The 20,861-nt window shown below is 36.9% G+C and carries 24 protein-coding genes and 1 riboswitch; of the genes, 11 read left to right on the top strand and 13 right to left on the bottom strand.

Annotated elements, in window-relative coordinates; genetic code table 11:
• Positions 1-246: 246 nt before the first annotated feature.
• Positions 247-1,833, bottom strand: coding sequence for a phosphoenolpyruvate carboxykinase (ATP) (gene pckA, locus ACUXEY_RS26835; RefSeq protein ID WP_166703429.1), 1,587 nt, complete (start codon positions 1,831-1,833; stop codon positions 247-249).
• A 228-nt stretch (positions 1,834-2,061) separates the two neighbouring features.
• A riboswitch (SAM riboswitch) is annotated at positions 2,062-2,183 on the top strand.
• 169 nt (positions 2,184-2,352) lie between these two features.
• Here pckA and metK point away from each other — a divergent pair.
• The gene (gene metK, locus ACUXEY_RS26830; RefSeq protein ID WP_429599015.1) at positions 2,353-3,552 is read left to right on the top strand and encodes a methionine adenosyltransferase; all 1,200 of its coding nucleotides are present in this window, start codon (positions 2,353-2,355) and stop codon (positions 3,550-3,552) included.
• A gap of 41 nt (positions 3,553-3,593) precedes the next feature.
• Here the strand turns inward: metK and ACUXEY_RS26825 are convergent, their stop codons facing one another.
• Positions 3,594-3,773, bottom strand: a complete 180-nt coding sequence (locus ACUXEY_RS26825) for a hypothetical protein (protein ID WP_461301973.1) — start codon at positions 3,771-3,773, stop codon at positions 3,594-3,596.
• Between the two features lie 6 nt (positions 3,774-3,779).
• The gene (locus tag ACUXEY_RS26820) at positions 3,780-3,959 is read right to left on the bottom strand and encodes a hypothetical protein (RefSeq protein ID WP_000424805.1); all 180 of its coding nucleotides are present in this window, start codon (positions 3,957-3,959) and stop codon (positions 3,780-3,782) included.
• Positions 3,960-4,197: 238 nt separating this feature from the next.
• Between ACUXEY_RS26820 and ACUXEY_RS26815 the strand changes: the two genes are divergently transcribed.
• Positions 4,198-4,707 carry a MogA/MoaB family molybdenum cofactor biosynthesis protein gene (locus ACUXEY_RS26815; protein ID WP_461301972.1) on the top strand — a complete coding sequence of 170 codons (510 nt, stop codon included), beginning with the start codon at positions 4,198-4,200 and terminating at the stop codon, positions 4,705-4,707.
• Positions 4,704-5,306: a molybdenum cofactor guanylyltransferase gene (locus ACUXEY_RS26810; protein WP_429599024.1), complete on the top strand. Its 603-nt coding sequence runs from the start codon at positions 4,704-4,706 to the stop codon at positions 5,304-5,306. The genes ACUXEY_RS26815 and ACUXEY_RS26810 overlap by 4 nt, the downstream gene beginning before the upstream one ends.
• Positions 5,307-5,586: 280 nt before the next feature.
• Here the strand turns inward: ACUXEY_RS26810 and ACUXEY_RS26805 are convergent, their stop codons facing one another.
• The 3 genes from ACUXEY_RS26805 to ACUXEY_RS26795 form a co-directional block, all read right to left on the bottom strand.
• A complete protein-coding gene (locus tag ACUXEY_RS26805) occupies positions 5,587-6,729 on the bottom strand; it encodes a glycosyltransferase family 4 protein (RefSeq protein ID WP_461301971.1) in 1,143 nt (380 codons plus the stop codon).
• Between the two features lie 12 nt (positions 6,730-6,741).
• A complete protein-coding gene (locus tag ACUXEY_RS26800; protein ID WP_429599030.1) occupies positions 6,742-7,275 on the bottom strand; it encodes a phosphatase PAP2 family protein in 534 nt (177 codons plus the stop codon).
• Positions 7,276-7,417: 142 nt separating this feature from the next.
• Positions 7,418-7,930 (bottom strand): gamma carbonic anhydrase, encoded by a 513-nt coding sequence (locus tag ACUXEY_RS26795; RefSeq protein ID WP_000640195.1) that lies wholly within the window; start codon positions 7,928-7,930, stop codon positions 7,418-7,420.
• 74 nt (positions 7,931-8,004) lie between these two features.
• On the opposite strand from ACUXEY_RS26795, the gene ACUXEY_RS26790 reads away from it, so the two are divergent.
• The 3 genes from ACUXEY_RS26790 to ACUXEY_RS26780 are packed head-to-tail and all read left to right on the top strand — an operon-like array spanning position 8,005 to position 10,185.
• Entirely contained in the window at positions 8,005-8,808 is an 804-nt protein-coding gene (locus ACUXEY_RS26790; RefSeq protein WP_461301970.1) for a lysophospholipase, read from the top strand.
• A gap of 37 nt (positions 8,809-8,845) precedes the next feature.
• A complete protein-coding gene (locus ACUXEY_RS26785; protein ID WP_429599039.1) occupies positions 8,846-9,910 on the top strand; it encodes a tetraprenyl-beta-curcumene synthase family protein in 1,065 nt (354 codons plus the stop codon).
• Between the two features lie 41 nt (positions 9,911-9,951).
• A complete protein-coding gene (locus tag ACUXEY_RS26780; protein WP_429599247.1) occupies positions 9,952-10,185 on the top strand; it encodes a hypothetical protein in 234 nt (77 codons plus the stop codon).
• Positions 10,186-10,221: 36 nt separating this feature from the next.
• On the opposite strand, the gene ACUXEY_RS26775 is transcribed toward ACUXEY_RS26780, so the two are convergent.
• The 7 genes from ACUXEY_RS26775 to mnmL all read right to left on the bottom strand — a co-directional run bounded on the left by ACUXEY_RS26775 (position 10,222) and on the right by mnmL (position 16,115).
• Positions 10,222-11,523, bottom strand: a complete 1,302-nt coding sequence (locus ACUXEY_RS26775; RefSeq protein ID WP_461301969.1) for a PepSY-associated TM helix domain-containing protein — start codon at positions 11,521-11,523, stop codon at positions 10,222-10,224.
• Positions 11,524-11,636: 113 nt separating this feature from the next.
• A complete protein-coding gene (locus ACUXEY_RS26770) occupies positions 11,637-12,161 on the bottom strand; it encodes a hypothetical protein (protein WP_461301968.1) in 525 nt (174 codons plus the stop codon).
• Entirely contained in the window at positions 12,158-12,832 is a 675-nt protein-coding gene (locus tag ACUXEY_RS26765; protein WP_461301967.1) for an aspartate/glutamate racemase family protein, read from the bottom strand. The genes ACUXEY_RS26770 and ACUXEY_RS26765 overlap by 4 nt, the downstream gene beginning before the upstream one ends.
• Before the next feature lie 24 nt (positions 12,833-12,856).
• Positions 12,857-13,537 (bottom strand): ABC transporter permease, encoded by a 681-nt coding sequence (locus ACUXEY_RS26760; RefSeq protein WP_461301966.1) that lies wholly within the window; start codon positions 13,535-13,537, stop codon positions 12,857-12,859.
• An 18-nt stretch (positions 13,538-13,555) separates the two neighbouring features.
• Positions 13,556-14,389 (bottom strand): ABC transporter ATP-binding protein, encoded by an 834-nt coding sequence (locus ACUXEY_RS26755; protein WP_461301965.1) that lies wholly within the window; start codon positions 14,387-14,389, stop codon positions 13,556-13,558.
• Between the two features lie 197 nt (positions 14,390-14,586).
• Complete coding sequence (mnmM, locus tag ACUXEY_RS26750) at positions 14,587-15,159, bottom strand: tRNA 5-(aminomethyl)-2-thiouridylate-methyltransferase MnmM (RefSeq protein ID WP_461301964.1); 573 nt, start codon at positions 15,157-15,159, stop codon at positions 14,587-14,589.
• Positions 15,156-16,115 carry a tRNA modification radical SAM protein MnmL/YtqA gene (mnmL, locus tag ACUXEY_RS26745; protein WP_000868034.1) on the bottom strand — a complete coding sequence of 320 codons (960 nt, stop codon included), beginning with the start codon at positions 16,113-16,115 and terminating at the stop codon, positions 15,156-15,158. Before mnmL ends, mnmM begins: the two co-directional genes overlap by 4 nt.
• A gap of 111 nt (positions 16,116-16,226) precedes the next feature.
• Here mnmL and ACUXEY_RS26740 point away from each other — a divergent pair, with 111 nt between their 5' ends.
• The 5 genes from ACUXEY_RS26740 to ACUXEY_RS26720 all read left to right on the top strand — a co-directional run bounded on the left by ACUXEY_RS26740 (position 16,227) and on the right by ACUXEY_RS26720 (position 20,706).
• Entirely contained in the window at positions 16,227-16,490 is a 264-nt protein-coding gene (locus tag ACUXEY_RS26740) for a YtzC family protein (protein ID WP_000840869.1), read from the top strand.
• A 15-nt stretch (positions 16,491-16,505) separates the two neighbouring features.
• Complete coding sequence (locus tag ACUXEY_RS26735; protein WP_001129345.1) at positions 16,506-16,655, top strand: hypothetical protein; 150 nt, start codon at positions 16,506-16,508, stop codon at positions 16,653-16,655.
• Positions 16,656-16,791: 136 nt separating this feature from the next.
• The gene (locus ACUXEY_RS26730; RefSeq protein WP_461301963.1) at positions 16,792-17,814 is read left to right on the top strand and encodes a DUF418 domain-containing protein; all 1,023 of its coding nucleotides are present in this window, start codon (positions 16,792-16,794) and stop codon (positions 17,812-17,814) included.
• 254 nt (positions 17,815-18,068) lie between these two features.
• Complete coding sequence (locus ACUXEY_RS26725; RefSeq protein ID WP_000165844.1) at positions 18,069-18,830, top strand: ABC transporter ATP-binding protein; 762 nt, start codon at positions 18,069-18,071, stop codon at positions 18,828-18,830.
• 16 nt (positions 18,831-18,846) lie between these two features.
• Positions 18,847-20,706: an FtsX-like permease family protein gene (locus ACUXEY_RS26720; protein ID WP_461301962.1), complete on the top strand. Its 1,860-nt coding sequence runs from the start codon at positions 18,847-18,849 to the stop codon at positions 20,704-20,706.
• Positions 20,707-20,861 lie beyond the last annotated feature (155 nt).

The following is a 20,861-nucleotide window of genomic DNA, read 5'->3' as shown; positions in this document are numbered from 1 at the left end:
CTCTCCTTTTCCTCTTTTTTATCAGTGTTGACACATAAAAAGAGGTTCAGACACAAAAATAGGCTGTGGAGAAGACTTTCTCCACAGCCTGGAAAGAAGCTTACGTAAAAACGTAAGCTTCTTTTTTATGTAAGTGTGTATAACCGTTAAGCCGCATTGGGTTTTGTCGGTGAGTACGCGAAACTTTACGGTTACACGACACTTATTCATATGAGTAAAAGGGTTATTCCAACAGAAAGTTTGTACTTAAGCGATTGGACCGCCTAAGTTAATAATATCTTCAGACACGCTGTCGAACTTTTTGAAGTTCTCTTTGAATTCGCTCGCAAGTTCGATTGCTTTCGCTTTGTAAGCAGCTTTATCAGCCCAAGTTTGTTCAGGCATTAACACTTCGTCAGGTACACCTGGTACGTGAAGTGGAACTTCAAGACCGAAGATGTCATGTTTAGCTGTTTCAGTTTTCGCAAGTTCGCCGCTTAATGCAGCTTGAATCATTGCACGAGTGTAACCTAAGTTCATACGTTTACCAACGCCGTATTCGCCACCAGTCCAGCCAGTGTTTACTAAGAATACTTTCGCATCGTGTTTCTCGATTTTTTCACCAAGCATTTCAGCATAGCGAGATGCATCAAGTGGTAAGAATGGTGAACCGAAGCAAGTTGAGAATGTTGCTTGCGGAGATGTAACGCCGCGCTCTGTTCCTGCTAGTTTACTAGTGTAACCACTTAAGAAATGGTACATAGCTTGTTCTTTTGATAACTTACTGATTGGAGGCAATACGCCAGATGCATCAGCAGTTAAGAAAATGATTGTATTTGGGTGTCCAGCAACACTTGGCAGTACGATATTGTCGATCGCATGCATAGGGTATGCAGCACGAGTATTTTCTGTTAAAGTAGTATCGTTGTAGTCTGCGATACGCGTTTGGTTATTAATGATAACGTTTTCTAAAACAGATCCAAATTTGATTGCATCGAAAATTTGTGGTTCTTTCTCGTGAGAAAGGTTTACACATTTTGCATAGCAACCGCCTTCAATATTGAATACACCGTTATCGGACCAACCATGCTCATCATCACCGATTAATTTACGGTTTGGATCAGCAGATAATGTTGTTTTACCTGTTCCAGATAAACCGAAGAATAGTGCTACGTCGCCTTCTTCACCTACGTTTGCAGAGCAATGCATAGAAAGGATATCTTGTTCAGGTAGTAAGAAGTTCATAATAGAGAAGATTGATTTTTTCATTTCTCCAGCGTATTCTGTACCACCAATTAGTACGATACGTTTTTCGAATGAAACCATAATAAATGCTTCAGAGTTTGTACCGTCAACAGCTGGATCAGCTTTGAAATTTGGTGCAGAAACAATTGTGAACTCTGATTCATGAGTTGTTAATTCTTCTTCAGTTGGACGAATGAATAATTGATGTACAAATAAATTGTGCCATGCATATTCGTTAATAACTTGAATTGGTAGGCGGTAATTGCGGTCAGCGCCTGCAAATCCATTGAAGACGAATAACTCTTCTTTTTCTTTTAAGTATTCTAAAACTTTAGTATATAATTTATTAAAATGTTCTTCAGAAATCGGTTGATTCACTGCTCCCCAAGCAATTTTGTCAGCAACCGATGCTTCTTTCACAATAAATTTATCTTTAGGAGAACGTCCTGTATATTTTCCTGTTGAAGCAGAAACGGCACCAGTAGAAGTTAATTTCCCTTCATTTCGCATTAATACTTTTTCCACTAATTGCGGAACACTTAGTTGAATCTGTGCATTGCTTCCGTTCAATAATTCGTGTAAACCAATTTGGACATTCACAGTACTCATATTTATATACCATCCTTTTCATTTAATGAAATATTTCTCGTAATCCCCAACAAGAGTATAACACAATTATATAAATAATGTATACTATTTATTTCTTTTTGTTTGTGTGAATACATTATTTCCTTATTAATATTTCATTTTAGGCGTATTGAGAAAAACTTTCAGGAAAATGTGAATATTAATTGACAAATGAATATCATTTCTTTAGTATAGGTTGGGACGGATACTCTCTTATCCCGAGCTGGCGGAGGGACAGGCCCGATGAAGCCCAGCAACCTCACTTGTAGTGGTAAATACAGGTGAATAGGTGCTAAAACCTGTGCGAGGCTACAGGTCTCGAACGATAAGAGCGAAGGGCAAAAAGCAGTATGCAAGTAGCAAATTAAACCTTTCCTCTATGTAAAGTGGGAAAGGTTTTTCTGTATGCTTGTGTGGGAGAATAAATGTATGTCGCAATTTGTGGCAAATTAAGGATGAGTTCCGTACAATATATACAATTACTGTAGGGAGGTTTACCACATGACAAAAAAACGTCATCTGTTCACATCTGAGTCTGTAACTGAAGGACATCCAGATAAAATTTGTGACCAAATTTCTGATTCAATTTTAGATGCGATCTTATCAAAAGACGCAAATGCACGTGTAGCTTGTGAAACAACTGTAACAACTGGTTTAGTATTGGTAGCGGGGGAAATTACGACTTCTACTTACGTAGATATTCCAAAAATCGTTCGTGAAACAATTCAAGGCATTGGTTACACACGCGCAAAATACGGATTCGATGCAGAAACTTGTGCAGTTTTAACATCTATCGATGAGCAATCTGCTGACATCGCTATGGGTGTTGACCAAGCGCTAGAAGCACGCGAAGGTCAAATGACTGACGCTGAGATTGAGGCAATTGGTGCAGGAGACCAAGGTTTAATGTTTGGTTTCGCATGTAATGAAACACAAGAGTTAATGCCACTTCCAATCTCGCTTGCTCACAAATTAGCTCGCCGTTTAACTGAAGTACGTAAAAATGATACATTATCATACCTACGTCCAGATGGAAAAACGCAAGTTACAGTTGAGTATGATGAAAATGGTAAACCAGTACGTGTTGATACTATCGTAATTTCTACACAACATCACCCAGATGTTACATGGGAAGAAATCGATCGCGACTTAAAAGAGCACGTAATTAAAGCTGTAGTACCAGCAGAATTAATAGATGGAGAAACGAAATTCTTCATTAACCCAACTGGCCGCTTCGTAATTGGTGGACCACAAGGTGATGCTGGTTTAACAGGACGTAAAATCATCGTTGATACTTACGGTGGATACGCTCGCCACGGTGGCGGTGCATTCTCTGGTAAAGATGCAACGAAAGTTGACCGTTCTGCAGCATATGCAGCTCGTTATGTTGCGAAAAACATCGTAGCAGCTGGTCTTGCTGACAAAGCAGAAGTACAACTTGCATACGCAATCGGTGTAGCACAACCAGTATCAATTTCAGTTGATACATTTGGCACTGGTAAAGTATCTGAAGACGTACTAGTAGAACTAGTTCGTAACAACTTCGATCTTCGCCCAGCTGGTATTATTAAAATGCTAGACTTACGTCGCCCAATTTATAAACAAACAGCAGCTTACGGCCACTTCGGACGTACTGATGTAGATCTAACATGGGAACGTACAGACAAAGCTGCAGCTTTAAAAGAGCAAGCTGGTCTATAATATATGAAAAAAAGCTTTGCGCAGTGAGCGCAAAGCTTTTTTTATTTTGTTTTACTTACAATTTGAATGCATGAGTTACAATACACTTCGCCGTCTAGCTCAATATACTTTTTCATATTCGTCATACCATTTGCCGGAAATGGCATATGAATCCATGACTTTTCATACGTTTGTATTTCTTTCCCGCAGTATTTACAAAGGATCTGTTTCTTCTTGAACATATGTAATCATCCTTTCATTTGGCGTGCTTTACCTGCGCAAAAGGCACTGCTTAGTAAAAAGAGTGTTGCGAATATAATACTTACTAATGTAGCGTATGGAATTGCGCCTTTTAGAGAAAAGCCGACAGTAATGGAAGCGACGAATAAGAGGATGAATGTTGTTGTTAGTTTTTTATAAAGTTCCATAGTGGGTGAACCTCCAAATTATTTTGTAATTTAAAATGAAATTTACTATGTGGAAAATATAAGAGGATTTAAAGAGTAGCTAATGATGTGTAGTCTAGGAGTATAAGAAAGTATATTTTCCTTTTTGTGGTTGTATATACTTATATTGTATCATGGTGTATTAGTGGCTTCATACATAATTGTGTAAAGATAGGTATGATAAAATGAAGAAAAGCTTTTAGGAAAGGAAAGATATAAAATGAGCGTAACTGAACATAAAAAACAAGCGCCAAAAGAAGTGCGTTGCAAGATCGTGACGATTTCTGATACACGTACAGAAGAGACGGACAAGAGTGGACAACTATTACATGAATTGTTAAAAGAAGCAGGGCATACAGTGACCTCTTATGAAATTGTAAAAGATGATAAAGAAAGTATTCAGCAAGCAGTGTTAGCAGGTTATCATAGGGAAGATGTCGATGCCGTGTTAACAAATGGCGGTACTGGTATTACGAAGCGTGATGTAACGATTGAAGCAGTATCAGCGTTATTACATAAAGAGATTGTCGGGTTTGGTGAGTTGTTTCGTATGATTAGTTATTTAGAAGATATCGGAAGCAGCGCGATGTTAAGTAGAGCGATCGGCGGTACAATTGGGCGCAAAGTTGTCTTTTCCATGCCAGGATCTAGCGGAGCAGTTCGTCTTGCGATGAATAAATTAATTTTACCGGAATTAGGTCATATTACATTTGAGCTGCATCGCCAATGAGTAAGTATGCTGGAATTGTATTGGCAGGCGGTATGTCGAGTCGATTCGGTGAGCCGAAAGCACTAGCGAGCTGGCAAGGTAGTACTTTTATAGAGCATATTTTGAAAGTGATGACAAGTGCGCTCCAAGAAGTTGTGGTCATTAGTAACTCCGATATAAAAGAGCGAGTAGAGCAACTTGTACAAGTTCCTGTTATAGAAGATATTCCGCATTATAAAGGAAATGGACCACTTGCTGGAATTGTATCAGGAGTGGAATATATAGAAGCAGATTGGTACGTTATTATGCCTTGCGATGCGCCAAATGTTTCGCGTGAATGGTTTACCATTATGCTAGAGCAAACGAGCAATGAATATGATGCGGTTGTACCTATTATTAATGGAAGGAAACAACCGTTACTTGCAGCGTATCATAACCGCGTGAAAGAAAAGATTTATGCTTTGCTTCAGGAAGAAAAAAGAAGTATGGGCCAGCTTTTATCACAATGTAATGTGAAATATATTGTTGGTGAAGATGTACAAGCGAATGCGGATTGGTTTATAAATGTGAATACGAAAGAAGAATATGTGCAAGCTCAAAAAGACCTTTCAAATGAATGAAAGGTTTTTTGATATACAGAAATTGGGGAACAATTACTGTATAAAGGTATGTGAGTAAGTTGATTTTAAGGGGAATTCTTAAAATCACTATACAGTTAAAATGTTGTATAACCATATATTAATTTTTATGGGTTTTTATTACAAGTATGTTTAGTTATGTTTATTTTTGTTATAATGAATATAGAAATTAAACAATGTTTAACCTTATGTATCATTTATTAAACTAAAATTTATGACCATGTAATAAACTCCCTTCGTTTTTTGAAGGGAGTTTTTCTGTTTAAGCGAGTAATTCTGATGCGGTGTGCTGAAGGACTTCTTCATATTGGTCAAGTAAGCCACGAAAGATTTCATCCCAGCTCTTTGATTTGGCATAAGACGTAGCTGCTAGCCCCATTTGCATCAGTTTTTGTTCATTTTGCAATAAAGAATGGATGGATGATAGAAATGAATCCGCATGTTTGGGCGGACAAAGAACTCCCGTTTTTCCATCTGTAATAATATTTTTAACCCCGCCACTATTTGCACCGATGACAGGTGTACCGCATGCAAGTGATTCGAGTACGACATTTCCGAACGTTTCAGTAGCAGATGGAAATACCATGATGTTAGAGCAAGCATATGCTTCAGCTAAATCCTTACCTTGTAAATATCCAGTAAAAGTGACATTTGCTTTCGGAACAGTTTCACGTAAATTTGTTGCTAGCGGACCGTCTCCTGCGATGAGCCAATGAATGTCGTTTCGAGTATGCGCTGTTTTTACGATAAGGTGTTGCAACGTATCAATATCTTTTTCAGGAGCAATCCGTCCAACGTAGGAAAGGACATACTTCGCTGTAATATTATATTTTTTTCGGAATAGGTCTGTATTGTAAGATGGATGAAAGAGTGTGCAATCTACACCACGTCCCCATATGGATAGGGCCTGAAAGCCTTTATTTTTTAGTTGGTGTAACGTTTCAAAGGAAGGTACAAAATTTTTTTGCATATGACTATGAAACCATTTTAAATAGTTCCAAAGCATATTGGAGAGAAATTCGATTTTGTAATAGCGTAAATAAGCATCGAAATCAGTATGATAAGAACCGACAACTGGGATGTTTAACTTTTTTGCATAATACAATCCACAAAGTCCCATGTTGAAAGGTGTAGCAATGTGAATCATGTCAGGTTTAAAGGAAAGAAGTTCTCGTTTAATGCGCGGAGTAGGAAAAGAAAAGCGACATTCTGGATATAATATTGTTAACGGGATACTTCTCATCTTGTTCACATTAGCCACGAAATTATCTTCAGCTGTATGCCGAGGGGCGAAAACAGAATAGGCGATCTTTTCTTTCTGAAAGTAACGTGTTAATCGTCCTAATGTTTTCGCAACCCCGTTGACTTGTGGTGTAAAAGTATCGGTAAAAATGGCGACTCTCATCATATCACTCCTTTATGTGAAAAGTGGGATGAATTGATAAAAAGAGATGATGCCAGAGCAAGTGCCGAGGCACATACCGACAAATACATCAGATGGATAGTGAAGCCCTAAATAAATGCGAGAAATACCGACGCATAATGCTAACGGTAATAGAAAAACAAATAAACTTGGATTATAACAAATAAATGGAATAAGGACAGAGAAAACGGCTGTTGTATGACCAGACGGGAAAGAGTGGTCTTTTAATGGATGGACTGGATATTTCGCATCCTGAATTGTTAAATAAGGACGTTTTCGCGGATACCATCTTTTTAATATTTGCACAGGAATATGGCTAATTGCTAAAGAAATAGCAGTTGCGATTGCAACTTGATGCAAAGTCCCTTTTGCGAAAATTAAAAAGAAAAGTGTGAGTGCCATTGAGAAAGTAGCACCACCGATATGAGTAATATTGCTGAAAAAGATATTTAATGTTTTTTGATCAAAGTATCGGTTAATTCCTTTGAAAATGTAACATTCTATTTTATACAGTCCACTGACCTTCATGAAAATTCTCCTCCCTCGCTTACATATATATGGAGATATTAGCTTTTATTTTAATAAGATTTTATTGAGGGAGTAATAATGTTTTGTAAAGAAAAAGTTAGTTTTTATAAAAAAAGCTGCCAATCTTATGGCAGCGATAAAATTATTTCTGTAATGATTTATAGTACTGACCTTTTTCAACATATTGTGTGCGAATTCGCTCCATGTCTTTACGGTCTTCCTCCGTTAACTCACGAACGACTTTCGCTGGGCGACCGAACGCTAACGTGTTTGGCGGGATTTTTTTTCCTTGTGAAACGAGGCTTCCAGCACCGATAAAGGCTCCTTCGCCAATTTCAGCACCATCTAAAATAATAGATCCCATTCCAATTAAAGCATCTTTTTTAATATGACAGCTATGTAAAATAACTTGATGCCCAATAGTTACGTCGTCTTCTAAAATAAGAGGATACTGTGGGCTTTGGTGGAGTGTACATTGGTCTTGTACATTTACTCGATCTCCAATAATTGTTGGTGACACATCACCACGGATGACTGTATTAAACCAAATACTTGATTCTTCGCCAATGGAAACATCGCCTGTAATCGTAACATAGTCAGCGATAAAAGCACTACTCGCAATTTTCGGATTTTTTTCTTTATAAGGATATATCATGTAAAGCCTTCCTTTCCTAGAGACTAGTTTCAGTGTATCAAATTATGAAAAAGAGTGAAATGGAGGAGGTCCGTATGTGGAATTATGAAGCGGAGGAAGCAAAGGCTGTAATCATTATTGTGCACGGCGCGATGGAATATCACGGACGTTACGAAGCTGTTGCGGAAATGTGGAATCATAGTGGCTACCACGTCGTAATGGGGGACCTTCCGTCGCATGGAACGACTTCAAGAAATAGAGGACATATTGATTCATTTGATGAATATATAGAGGAAGTTAAATTATGGGTGAAAGAGGCAAGAAAGTATCGGTTACCTATTTTTATATTCGGTCATAGTATGGGCGGTCTTATCGTTATTCGAATGATGCAAGAAACGAAGAGAGAAGACGTAGATGGTATTATTTTAAGTTCACCTTGCTTAGGGGTAGTAACTGGACCTTCTGCCCCACTTCGAGTCGCCTCAAAAATATTAAATGTTATTGCTCCAAAATTGCAATTTGCAACGAACCTTACAGTGGAAATGTCAACTCGTAATCATGAGGTTCGGGACGCAATGGAGAATGATTCATTGTTCTTGCGCAAAGTATCAGTCCGTTGGTATAGTGAATTGATTAAGTCTATCGAAATTGCTCATAAAAAAATAGATGATTTTCCAGATGTTCCGCTCTTGCTAATGCAGGCGTGTGAGGATAAACTTGTAGATAAAACACGTGTCCGCACTTGGTTTGATAATGTTAAAATAAGTGATAAGGCTTTTAAAGAATGGCCGAATTGTTATCATGAGTTATTAAACGAGTATGAGCGTGATGAAATTTTGAATTATATTCAGTCATTTACTGAAATACGCATCAATAACATAATAGAAACAAATAAGTAAATTATTTGTACATTGAATAGAGGAGATGAAGGAAGAAGTGAACGTACCGAGTAATCCCATAACGCTCATGGCGAAAGTATACCGTGATGTGTTTCCGGTTGTACACCATGAGCTAGCGATGTGGAAAGAGCGTGCCTACCATATTCCGAATGATGAGCTTCATAGTCAAGCAATCGCAAGTATTGAGCATAAAACGTTTCATTGCGAAGGCGGTGGCATTTTAGCGCTATTAGCAAATGAGCACCGAGAGGAATGTGTTCGTTTTATCGTAGCGTATCAAACGATCAGCGACTATTTAGATAATTTATGTGATCGCAGTACATCACTTGATCCAAATGATTTTGCCGCACTTCATGAATCGATGTTAATGGCATTGTCACCTGAAGTAGAAGGTGGTGGTAATTATTATCGTTATCGTGATGATCAAGACGATGGTGGTTATTTAGATGAACTTGTTGAAACATGCCAAGATGTTTTAAAGAAAACGAAGCACTATGACAAAATTGCTCCTGTTCTGCATGAACTTGCTTGTTATTATTGTGATTTGCAAATTCATAAACACGTGAAGTTAGAAGAAAGAGAACCACGTTTACAAAAATGGTTTGAAGCACATAAAGAAAACTTACCTGAGATGAGTTGGTTTGAATTTTCAGCATGTGCCGGTTCTACGCTTGGAATCTTCTGTCTTGTCGCATATGCATTTCATGATGAATTACATGATGAAGATATTGCGAAAATTAGACAAGGATACTTCCCTTACGTACAAGGACTTCACATTTTGCTTGATTATTTCATTGATCAAGAAGAAGACCGTATAGGCGGAGATTTGAATTTCTGTAGTTATTACGAAAACGAGCAAGCGATATTAGATCGTATGAAACACTTTGTAGAAGAAGCAGAGAAGAGCATTGGCGATTTACCTCATGCGAAGTTTCATCGTCTTATAAGCCGAGGATTACTCGGTATTTATTTATCAGACCAAAAAGTATCAGCACAAAAGAATATGCACAAAATGGCGCGGCGCATTGTAAAATACGGAGGTCTCACTTCACGATTCTTCTATTGGAACGGGAAGATGTATCGAAAGAAAACGGCGCAGTGATGAAGAAAACCACTCTTTTAGAGTGGTTTTTTTGTTATAATATGGTAAAGGAGGTGGCGGAGATGAAGCGATTGTTTCAAAAGCTATATGACCATATTGAAGTGACATTACTCGTGCTACTTTCCATTTCATTTGTAACTGGAACGTATATGATGATGAATAAAACCGGCGGTCCTACAACGATGGATTATGTAGCGCAAGTTATTATCGCATTGATTATTATAGTAGATATTGTCTTTTTAATAAGTGGTAGAAAAAAAGAAAATAGTAAATAAAAAGCATTTGTACACGAGAGTACAAATGCTTTTTCATTATGATCGTATTTTCGAAAATACATATATAAGAAGTTCAATCGCAAAAATAACTAAAACAGACAGTCCAAATAAAGGCATGACAGCGCCTAGTATAACCATCATGATAAAGAAAACGAATATGCTTTTCTTATCTCTTTGCTTTGGCGGTGCTGCTAATTTTCCTTTCGGCTTTCTTGCTAACCACATTTTTACTCCGTAATAAATGAGAAGTAATAAAGATAATGTCGTTAGTAAGCATAATATTTTATTTGGCCATCCGAATAAATGACCTTCATGAAGCGGGATACCGTAAGTGAACCATTGTGCAAGTAATCCATAATCACGATAGTCTGTTTTCGAAATGAGTTCTCCGCTATATTGATTAAAGTAAACTGTTATTTCTTCATTTGGTGCAACATGCATACCTGTAATACCAGAACCGCTTGATTTCGAAACAGTGAACACACCTTTCGGATCAGCTGGTAGTGAAATAACATACGGTTTCTTTATTTCAATTTCTTTTTGTAATTCATCGACAGAAATTGCTTTCGGTTCATTCGAATTCGATTCAGGAGGAGCTTCTTGTCTTGTTGCCCACGGCAATTCTTTTACCTTTGATTCAGGCGGCGCCATATACAACTTTGGATATCCAATTGATTCATTCGATGATGCGATTTTATAAATTTGGTTACCCATAAATCCTGACCATGGCAATCCAGATGCGACTAGCAGAACGAGTGGAATTGTAAATATAATACCGATAATAGAATGACGTCGTTTTGCTTTTTCTCGCTTATTGGATGCGGGTGTATTTTTGAACTGGCGTATACTCATATACAACCCGGTCACAATTAAAAAGATTGTCCAGCATGCCGCAAGCTCTACAATATAATTGACGACAGTGCCACCAACTAAAAGAGAACTATGTAGTTCCCGCATTATATTCGCAAATGTTTCACTTGCATTTTGATCTCCAACAATTTGATTGTTGCTATCTAAATACACAAATTTTTGTTGCCCCGTATATTCATTTGAAATCGTAAGTCTCGTATTATAGTCCCCATTAAACTCACTAATTTTCGCCACACTATAATGTGGATATTTTTTCTCTGTTAGTAAAATAGAATCAGACATCGAAATAGATTCTGTTTGGGCGCTCTTCCCAAAATATAAATCTTTATAGATGAAATCCTCAACCTCTTCCCGAAATAAATACCCAATTCCGCTCAGTGACAACGTAATAAGAAGCGGCGTAATAAAAAGTCCAGCATAAAAATGCCAACGCCAAAAAATGTAATGAAGCGAACGATTTACTTTCATACTTTCAGTTCCCCTAACCTTCCCTATATGAATAAATTCCTCATTTTAATATAGCGAGATTAAGTGTGATTACTTTGAAAGAATTGTGAAAAATGTTAAAAGTTTTTGGATTTTCATAGGTGAGGCGTACAATACGTAATGCAAAGCTTAGTTGAGTGAATCAGCTCTTCATTTCCTTTTTGTAGCCTGATTTGAAGCGCTTTTTGAAAACAAGTAAGGGCGGTGTGGAAGTCACCCTCATCTAATTTGCTTTTTCCATAATGTTGGTAGAAAAAATCTTCATAAGCGGGTAAGTCTGGTAGTGTTTGTAGAAGTTCGGCAAAGATTGTATTTGCAGCAGAAAAATTTCTTTCCCAATGATATGTATGTGCGAGACGAAGTTTGTTAATAAAAATCCCTTGGATGTTGTCTGTTTGTGTGTAATATTCAATGGCTTCCTGTAAGTAATACTTACTGTCAGAAAGGTTGCCAGCGATTCGTTCATAAACACCGATTAATCCGCAGTTTTTCCCATATAACGGTCCTTCATGTAAATCCTCTTTCAAAAATACAATCCCTTGCTCCATTTCAGCAAGGGATAAAGGTTTTTCTCTAAGGTTTTCATCAAACGTGTATCCCATTTCAAAAGGTATATTCATTTGGCCCCCCTTATATTTTCTACATACATCCTAACAACCGCCTCAGCAAGACAGTGAGAGGAATCAACAAAATCCTCACTCGCCACCACGTTCAAATCGGTACATGCAATAATTGCGGTATCAACTTCATCTTTCAATTGTAAAACGAGTGCATCCCATAATCTGTGAGCTTCTTTAACTTCTCCGCTTTTAATATAAGTAATAATTTGATTAATGCTTTCCTGCCATTGTTCGTAATGAATGTAATCTATATTACGTTTTGCAATCCCATCTTGGTAAATCCCAGCTTGAACAGTTGCTTCCGTTGCAAGAAGAGCGACTCTTTTGGCAGTTTTAGGAATTGCTTTTAACGTCTCATCAACTATATTCAAAATAGGAATAGAAAGAGATCGCTGTAATTCCTCAAAATAAAGATGCGCCGTATTGCACGGCATAGCGATAAATTCTACGCCAGTACTTTCAAGTTTTTGTGCCCCTTCAATAACTGCTTTTTTCATTGCTTCGTGATCAATAGGGCGATCCATGTAAAACGGTGTTGGGCACGAATAAATCATCATATGAGGAAAGTCCATATCATGCTTTGCTCCGTATATTGTTTGACACTTTGCTACAACTGTATCGACGAATGGTCCAGTTGATTTTGGCCCCATTCCTGCTAGTATTCCGATCATTGTTTCGTCTCCTTTAATATGTAATTAAAATCGTTTTTTGCGCACGGTAAAAAGAAATAAAGTAAGTAATAAAAATGAATATACGATAGCCCAAGCTGTGAGCCATAGCGTGTGAGTCAGTATATTAAATTTGTATTGTCCAAGCATTAGAAAGCTTTCGACAGGTGGTAAAAACCATAGTAACTCTTTTTTTAACCGGATGGAGGCGATTGTTATAAGTAATATAAATGTAAGGCTAAGCCAAGCGGTGCTTGCTTTTTGAATAATATTTCTAGTAAATAAAGTTGCAATTGAAATTCCTAGTATAGAGAAAGACATGTGAGCGAGAAATCCGACTAAAAATAAAGAAACTGTCATTTCTTCATTAAACATTTGCAAAATAATTGGGTAGATTACGGATATAAAAGATAAAACAGTACAAATGAGAAGAGCGGTAATATATTTACCAACATATAGTGTGGAAATATTATTTGTGTGAGAAATAGTAATTTGTTCTTGTACAGGGTCTTCAGTATGAAAAATCGTGACCGTAATCCAAGCAGATAATAAATAAAGTGCGAGTGCCGTTTCCAAGTATGTCGGTACAATAGGAGTTGGTTTATATGTATATACAAAAAGTAAGCTCACAAAGTACATCGCAATAGGAGGGACGTACTTATATGATTTTGTATAGTCGAGAAAATGGTAACGAATAAGCGCAAACATAATAAACCTTCTTTCGATTTAAAAGTTAGGTTGTAGCAGTGTGATAGATGCTTTTTTATGTAATAAAAACTGAAGCATTTCGTTTGTATATTCTTTTTCGATTTGTAATTGAATAAGGTTTTGATTTGAATTGTGTGCAACGTGTATAAATCCTAATTGCTTCCGTAGTTCTATCGCTGAAAATGTTTCGTGAACGATTGCTTCAATATAGACTTGTTCTGTTCTTTTTTGCACAGAGATGTCTTCCATGATTGTATGATTTGCTAACGTCATAATTCTATCGGCGAAGTTTTCTAGTAGCTGTTTTTCGTGACATGTGAAGAGTATAGATATGCCGTGTTGTTTTAATGAGAGTAAAATATGTTCTAGTTCTTGCTGTGAGTTAGGATCGAGCCCAGAAAGCGGTTCGTCTAAAATTAATAAATGGACGTCTGTAAGCAATGCTTGCATAATGCCTGTTTTTTGTTTCATGCCTTTTGAAAAGTTTCGTACAATGGAATGTCTTGCATGATGTAAATGAAAAGATTCAAGAAGCATCGGAATTTTATCTTTTAAATATTTTGTTGATAAACCGTGAATGTGGCCGAGATGATATAGATAATCCTCTAATGTAAAACGAATCCCTTCAGGAAAATGTTCAGGTACATAGCCGATTTGTATATGTTCTTTTCTTTGAAGTGTCCCTGTTGTAGGTGAAATAAATCCTGCAATTATTTTGAGTAGTGTACTTTTTCCAGTCCCGTTCCCGCCAATAATAGCGAATGCCTCTCCTTCTGAAATGGATAAATCAATGTTGTCTAGTATAAGTGATTTGCCGTACTTCTTTTGAATTCCCCTTAGTTCTACTAGCAAAGTTCTATCCTTCTTTCTTCAAATATTGTATACATCCATTATATAGGAGAATAACAAAAAGACGTGCAATGAGTACACGTCTTTTTTTGTTATGTTTTGTCGATAAGTCGATATAGTGTGTCGAATCATTGATATATCGAAAAAATCGTTGATATATCCGGAGTTACGATAGATATAATTGAAAAATCGTCGATATATTATCGTTTCTCAATCGCCACAATAAATGGCGGGTTATTTTGCTGGTTAATGAAGCCGTATCGCAGTACGTGAGCTTGTTTTTGGTCTAGTTCTTCTGCAAATTTGAGAACAGCGTCGCGTTCTACTTGTCCTTCTGGATGTCCGTGGTAAATGACAAGGACGATGATCCCTTCAGGTGTCATTACTTCTAGTAATTGTTCAATTGCTGAAATTGTTGAGTTCGGTTTTGTAACGATATGCTTGTCACCGCCAGGAAGGTAACCTAAGTTGAAGATAGCGCCTGTTACTTTTCCTTTTGCGTCATCTGGTAGTACGGATAGAAGCGTGTCGTGACTATCGTGAACTAAAACAGTACGTCCGAAAAGCTCTTTTTCTTTTAAACGGATAGCGGAGCTTTCAATTGCTTCTTTTTGAATATCAAATCCAAATACTTTTCCGTTATCTCCAACGATTTCAGCTAGGAAGCAAGTGTCATGTCCATTTCCTAAAGTTGCATCTACAGCGTAATCGCCTTCTTTAACAGCTGTTTGCAGCAGTGTGCGAGCAAACGGTAATACTCGTTCTAATTTCATTGTTGTTTCTCCTCATTTGCATATTTTCCTTGCCAGCTTCCGCGGCGTACAAATTCTGCATCGATGGAATTTAATACTTCCCATTTATTTAAGCTCCACATTGGACCAATCATTAAATCAGGTGGACCGTCACCTGTGATGCGGTGCACAATTACGTCTTCTGGAATAATTTCAAGTTGGTCAACAACGAGACTTACGTAATCCTCAAGAGAAAGGAATTCTAGTTGTCCTTTTTCATATTGCTTCACCATTGGAGTTCCTTTTAATAAATGAAGTAAATGAATTTTAATTCCTTGTACGTCAAGTTTCGCTACTTCACGAGCTGTTTCCATCATCATGTCATAATCTTCAAGGGGAAGACCGTTAATAATATGAGAGCAAACTCTAATGCCATGCTTACGTAATTTATTTACGCCTTCCACGTAAGACGGGTAATCGTGAGCGCGATTAATAAGGTTTGCAGTTCGTTCGTGAACAGTTTGTAAACCGAGTTCAACCCAAAGGTATGTGCGTTTATTTAAGTCCGCTAAATATTCAACGACATCGTCCGGTAAACAATCTGGACGAGTTGCGATAGAAAGACCGACAACGTCTTTTTCTGCTAGAAGCGGTTCGAATTTTTCTTTTAACACTTCAAGTGGTGCGTGTGTATTTGTGTACGCCTGGAAATAAGCGATACATTTTCCGTCTTTCCACTTTGAGCGCATTTTTTCTTTCATTTCATGATATTGCGTTATAACATCATCGCGGCGATCGCCAGCGAAGTCACCAGATCCAGCAGCACTACAAAATGTACAACCGCCATAAGCAACTGTACCGTCACGGTTCGGGCAATCGAAGCCAGCATCTAATGAAACTTTAAAGATTTTTTCACCAAATTCATTTCGTAAATGGTAATTCCATGTATGATAACGTTTATTGTCGTTTGTATATGGAAAAGGGTTTTGAACCTTCATTACTTTCCCTCCTAAGCCGAGTCAAAATGAAACAAAATCCATTATAACATACTCATAAGGTTCAGATGGAAGGGACACACTAAAGGGGAATTGAAGCAAGGAGGGACAATTATGGCAGAGCGTCAATCACTTGAATCGTATATTACACAAGCGGAACAAGCGGTGGAATATGCGAAAGAACAATTAGACCAAGGTATGAGACAAGAGCATTACAATACGATGGAGTATTCGGATGCGCAGTTACAATTAGAACAAGCATATAACGATTTACAAACGATGCAACAACATGCGAATGATGAGCAACGTGAGCAGTTAAATAGAGCACGTATGGCAATTCGCCAACTGCAACATCAAATGATTATTACACCGCACTAATAAGGAGTGAATGTAATGGCGAAACGTTCAGATCAAAATAACCCAGAGCAAAAAACGCAAAATGGACATAACGCTGAATTTTCAAATGAACTTGATCCAGTTGTTCAAGTGAAACAGCGCAATAGTAAAAAAGGACAACCTCAAAGATCAAAGCAATCAGAGTAAACCAGGTCGCAATATGACCTGGTTTTATTTTGCTATATGACAATAATGTAAGATTTCTGTAAGGTTTGTCGATAGTTGTGAGCAGCTTTCTCCAGTAGAGTAAGAAAGGATTAAGTTTTATACAAGGAGTTGCTTTATGGGGAACAATATTACAAACAAGCGAATTGATGAGTTAGATTACATTCGTGGCTTTGCACTACTAGGGATTATTTTAGTAAATATTCTCGCACTACTTAACATTAAAATTCCAGACCCTAATACAGTGGATGCAAGTTATCAAAGGTTTCTATACTTATTTGTAGAAGGTCGTTTCTTCTCGATTTTCTCATTCTTATTTGGAGTAGGATTCTATATCTTTATCTCGAGAGCAATTGCAAAAGGGAAAAATGGATATGTTCTATTTTTACGTCGTCTAGTTGCGCTATTTATTTTCGGTTTGATTCATTACATGTTTCAGCCTGGCGAAGCGTTAACGTTATATGCAATCTGCGGGTTAATCGTTTTACCATTTTATAAAGCGAAAAAAGAAGTGAACTTGATAATTGGTCTTATTTTGACAATTGCTTTTAGTGTGATGGGCGTTAAAGAACTATTACCACTCGGCTTAATTTTATTAGGTCTTGCTGCAGGACAATATCGTGTATTTGAAAATCTCACGCAGAACATAAAGAAAGTCGCTATTTTTACAGGTGTTATGTTTGTTTTAAGCGTCGTAGCTATATGGTATCAATATGGGCATGTTCCTGCTGAGCCATTTGTAAATATGATAATTATGACTGAGGATGGAACAATGGATGCTGCAGCTCAATTCTTAACAATTGGTGTTACAGTTGGACCAGTAATTTCAGCCTTTTATGTTGGAGCATTAATTTTATTACTTCAATTGAAACCAGTTCAAACAATATTAGCACCATTGAAATACTATGGCCGTATGGCTTTAACAAATTATATCGGACAAACTGCAATGATTTTAATCGCAGGCAGTGTATTTAACTTTGCAGGAAACTTAACTTACATGCAGACGTTATATGTGTGTATCGCAATTTATGCAATTCAAATTGTATTTAGTATGATTTGGATGAAAATCTTTAAGATGGGTCCACTAGAATGGATTTGGCGTGTTATTACGTATTGGACGGTAACACCTTTAAAGAAATAAAGAGAGAAGTGGGCTGTTCCTTTTGTGGAACAGTCCATTTTTCTTGTCATCTTTTTTTTCGGTAAATCGCTATTCTTTGGAGAAACGCCGATAAATTTAGAAAATCGCTAATAAAATTTCATTTATCAACTAACCTTACGCTCGCACCACTTTTATCTTACAAAAGTGTAAGGTAATTGTAATGTTAACAAATAGCAGTTCCCTTCCAAAAGGCGCAAAATAGGTAATGGAAAAACAAGCGTAGGAGGATATATATGACGAAACCAGTTGTAGACGTGAAAAACGTTCAAAAAGTGTACGGTAAAAAAGGTGAGAACCAATCACACGCACTAAAAGGTGTTTCATTCTCAATTCAAGAGGGTGAGTTTGTAGGAATTATGGGACCATCTGGTTCTGGTAAAACGACATTGTTAAATGTAATTTCAACGCTTGATAAAGCAACGGGCGGCGTTGTTGAAATTGCGGGTACGGATATTACGAAAATGAAGCAAGGTGAGCTTTCTGATTTCCGCTCACAAAAATTAGGTTTCATCTTCCAAGACTTTAACTTATTAGAGAACTTATCTATTTATGAAAACATTGCACTTCCACTTTCCCTTCAAGGTGTTCCATCACGTAACATTGGACCGAAAGTAGAAAAAGTAGCGGATATGTTAGGGATTACAGAAATTCTTCAAAAGTATCCATCTGAAGTATCTGGTGGACAGAAACAACGTTCAGCAGCAGCGCGTGCACTTGTGCATGAACCAGCAATTATTTTAGGGGACGAGCCAACAGGAGCTCTTGATTCTAAAAATGCAACGAGTTTACTTGATGCGATGACAAATTTAAATAAAGATCAAGGCGTATCGATTATGATGGTTACGCATGATCCGTATAGTGCAAGTTACTGTCAGCGTATTTTGTTTATTCAAGATGGTGAACTGTATAAAGAAATTCATCGCGGTGGTACGCGTGAAGAGTTCTACAAAGAAATTTTAGATGTACTTGCAGACTTAGGTACACAAAAAGCGTAAGAAAGGAGGTTTCAGTATGTTATTTAAACTTTCCATGTCGGGGCTGAAAAGTAAGCTGAAAGATTATATCGTCTTACTTGTTGGTCTTGTCATGTCAATTTCAATTTTTTATATGTTCCAAACGTTAGTGCTGAATAAAGCGTTTATTGAATCTAACTCAGTTATTCAATCAATTGGATTCGTATTCCAAGCAGGTTCATTTTTACTAGCTATTATAACGTTCTTCTATATTTTATATGCGAACTCTTTCTTATTATCTCTTCGTCAAAAAGAATTCGGTATGTATATGATGTTAGGAGCAAAAAAACATAAAGTTACATTGCTTATGTTTATTGAAACGATAGTATTAGGTGCTGCGTCTCTTGCGATTGGTATTACAGTTGGTGTAGGACTTGCAGAAGGTATCGGACAGTTATTAATGAAACAGCTTGAATTTGCTGGTGAAGGTTATAAAGCATTTTATTTACCATCTATGACTGTTACTTGTATTTTCTTCTTTGCATTATTTGTATTATCAGCAATTATGAACAGTATTAAATTATCACGTATTTCTGTACTGCAACTTGTACATGCAGACGCACAAACAGAGCGTGTTGCAGTAAAAGGAAAAATGACAGGTTTAGTTGCATTCCTTGCAGTTATTTTATTAGGAATTGGCTATGCATCAATGATTTACATGGAAAAACTAAGAGAGATGGGAATTCTTATTGCATTAATTACAACAACAGCTGGTACTTATATGCTATTTGGATCACTTCTTCCGGTTATTATTAAAAAGTTAAAAAGTAATAAAAAGCGTAGTGAAAAAGGACTTAACGCTTTTACATTTGCACAATTAAATTTCCGTATTAATAGTTTAACGAAAGTGCTTGCGACAGTAGCGATGTTAGTAGCGCTTGGAGCCGGTGCCATTTCAGGTGGTATGGCGTTTAAAAATAACGTTATAAAAATGGTTGATGGTTTCGTAATCTATGATTCAGTAGTTCATAATCCAACTGCTGAAGAAAAGAAAATTTTAGACGGTATTACATTTAAAGAGAAAAGCGAATATCGTTACAAAGTCGATGATAAATACGTTTACTATGTAAAAGAGGATTTAGAGAAAAATCGTCCTTTAGTAAAAGATATGGAAAACATGAAGTCGATGAAAGATTTAGTGAAAACGAAAAAAGTTTCAGAGGAACTACCAGTGGGTGCAGTTGCTAGAGAAATGAATGAAAAAGATGCGAACGCTAAAGAACTTCCACAAGAATGGGACGAGGCTTTCAGAACAATCGAGCCATTCTACGTACATGAAGATCATGCAATTAAAATTGTAGATCAAAAAATGTACGATACTGTAAATGGTAAAGAAGGAATTGTATTTACTGGAAAAACAGATGATTTTGAAGCGCACAAAAAAGAATGGAAAAAACTTGACGAGTTGCAGCTAGATAAATATAAAAATGTAAAAGCTGAAAGATTAGATAGTAAATATCAAGCTTACGACATGTTCTATGGCGTTGCGAGCGGAACAGTGTTTATGGGATTCTTCCTTGGAATCGCGTTCCTAGCAATGATGGCAAGTTGTTTAATGTTTAAAATTCTTTCAGGTGCATCAAAAGATATTACGCGTTATCAAATGCTTCGTAAAATCGGTGTGCGCCGTGAGTTATTAACGAAATCGATTTATAAAGAGTTATTCTTAGTATTCTTATTCCCAGCAATTGTGGGTATCGCTCACGTATTAGTTGGTATGAATATTTTCGGATTTATTTTAATGGATCCTTACTTCCGTATTTGGGTACCAATCGTAATTTTCGTAGTAATTTATGCGATTTATTACTTCATTACAGTTCAATTGTATAAAGGAATTGTTCTTCCGAAAGAAGATTAATACGTAAAAAGTCGAGTGAAAGTGCTCGGCTTTTTGTATTTTCAGAAAAAATACTTTAATGTTACTGAAATATATAATATAATGTAAATAAGTAACATAATATGTAAGTAGCAGCAACTGAAAAGTGAAAGGAGGAATCCAATCTATAGAAAGAA

Source organism: Bacillus sp. F9_6S_D1_P_5 (genome assembly GCF_054823925.1).
The sequence above is the reverse complement of the archived record's forward strand: the minus strand, read 5'-3'. Positions and strand labels throughout refer to the sequence as shown.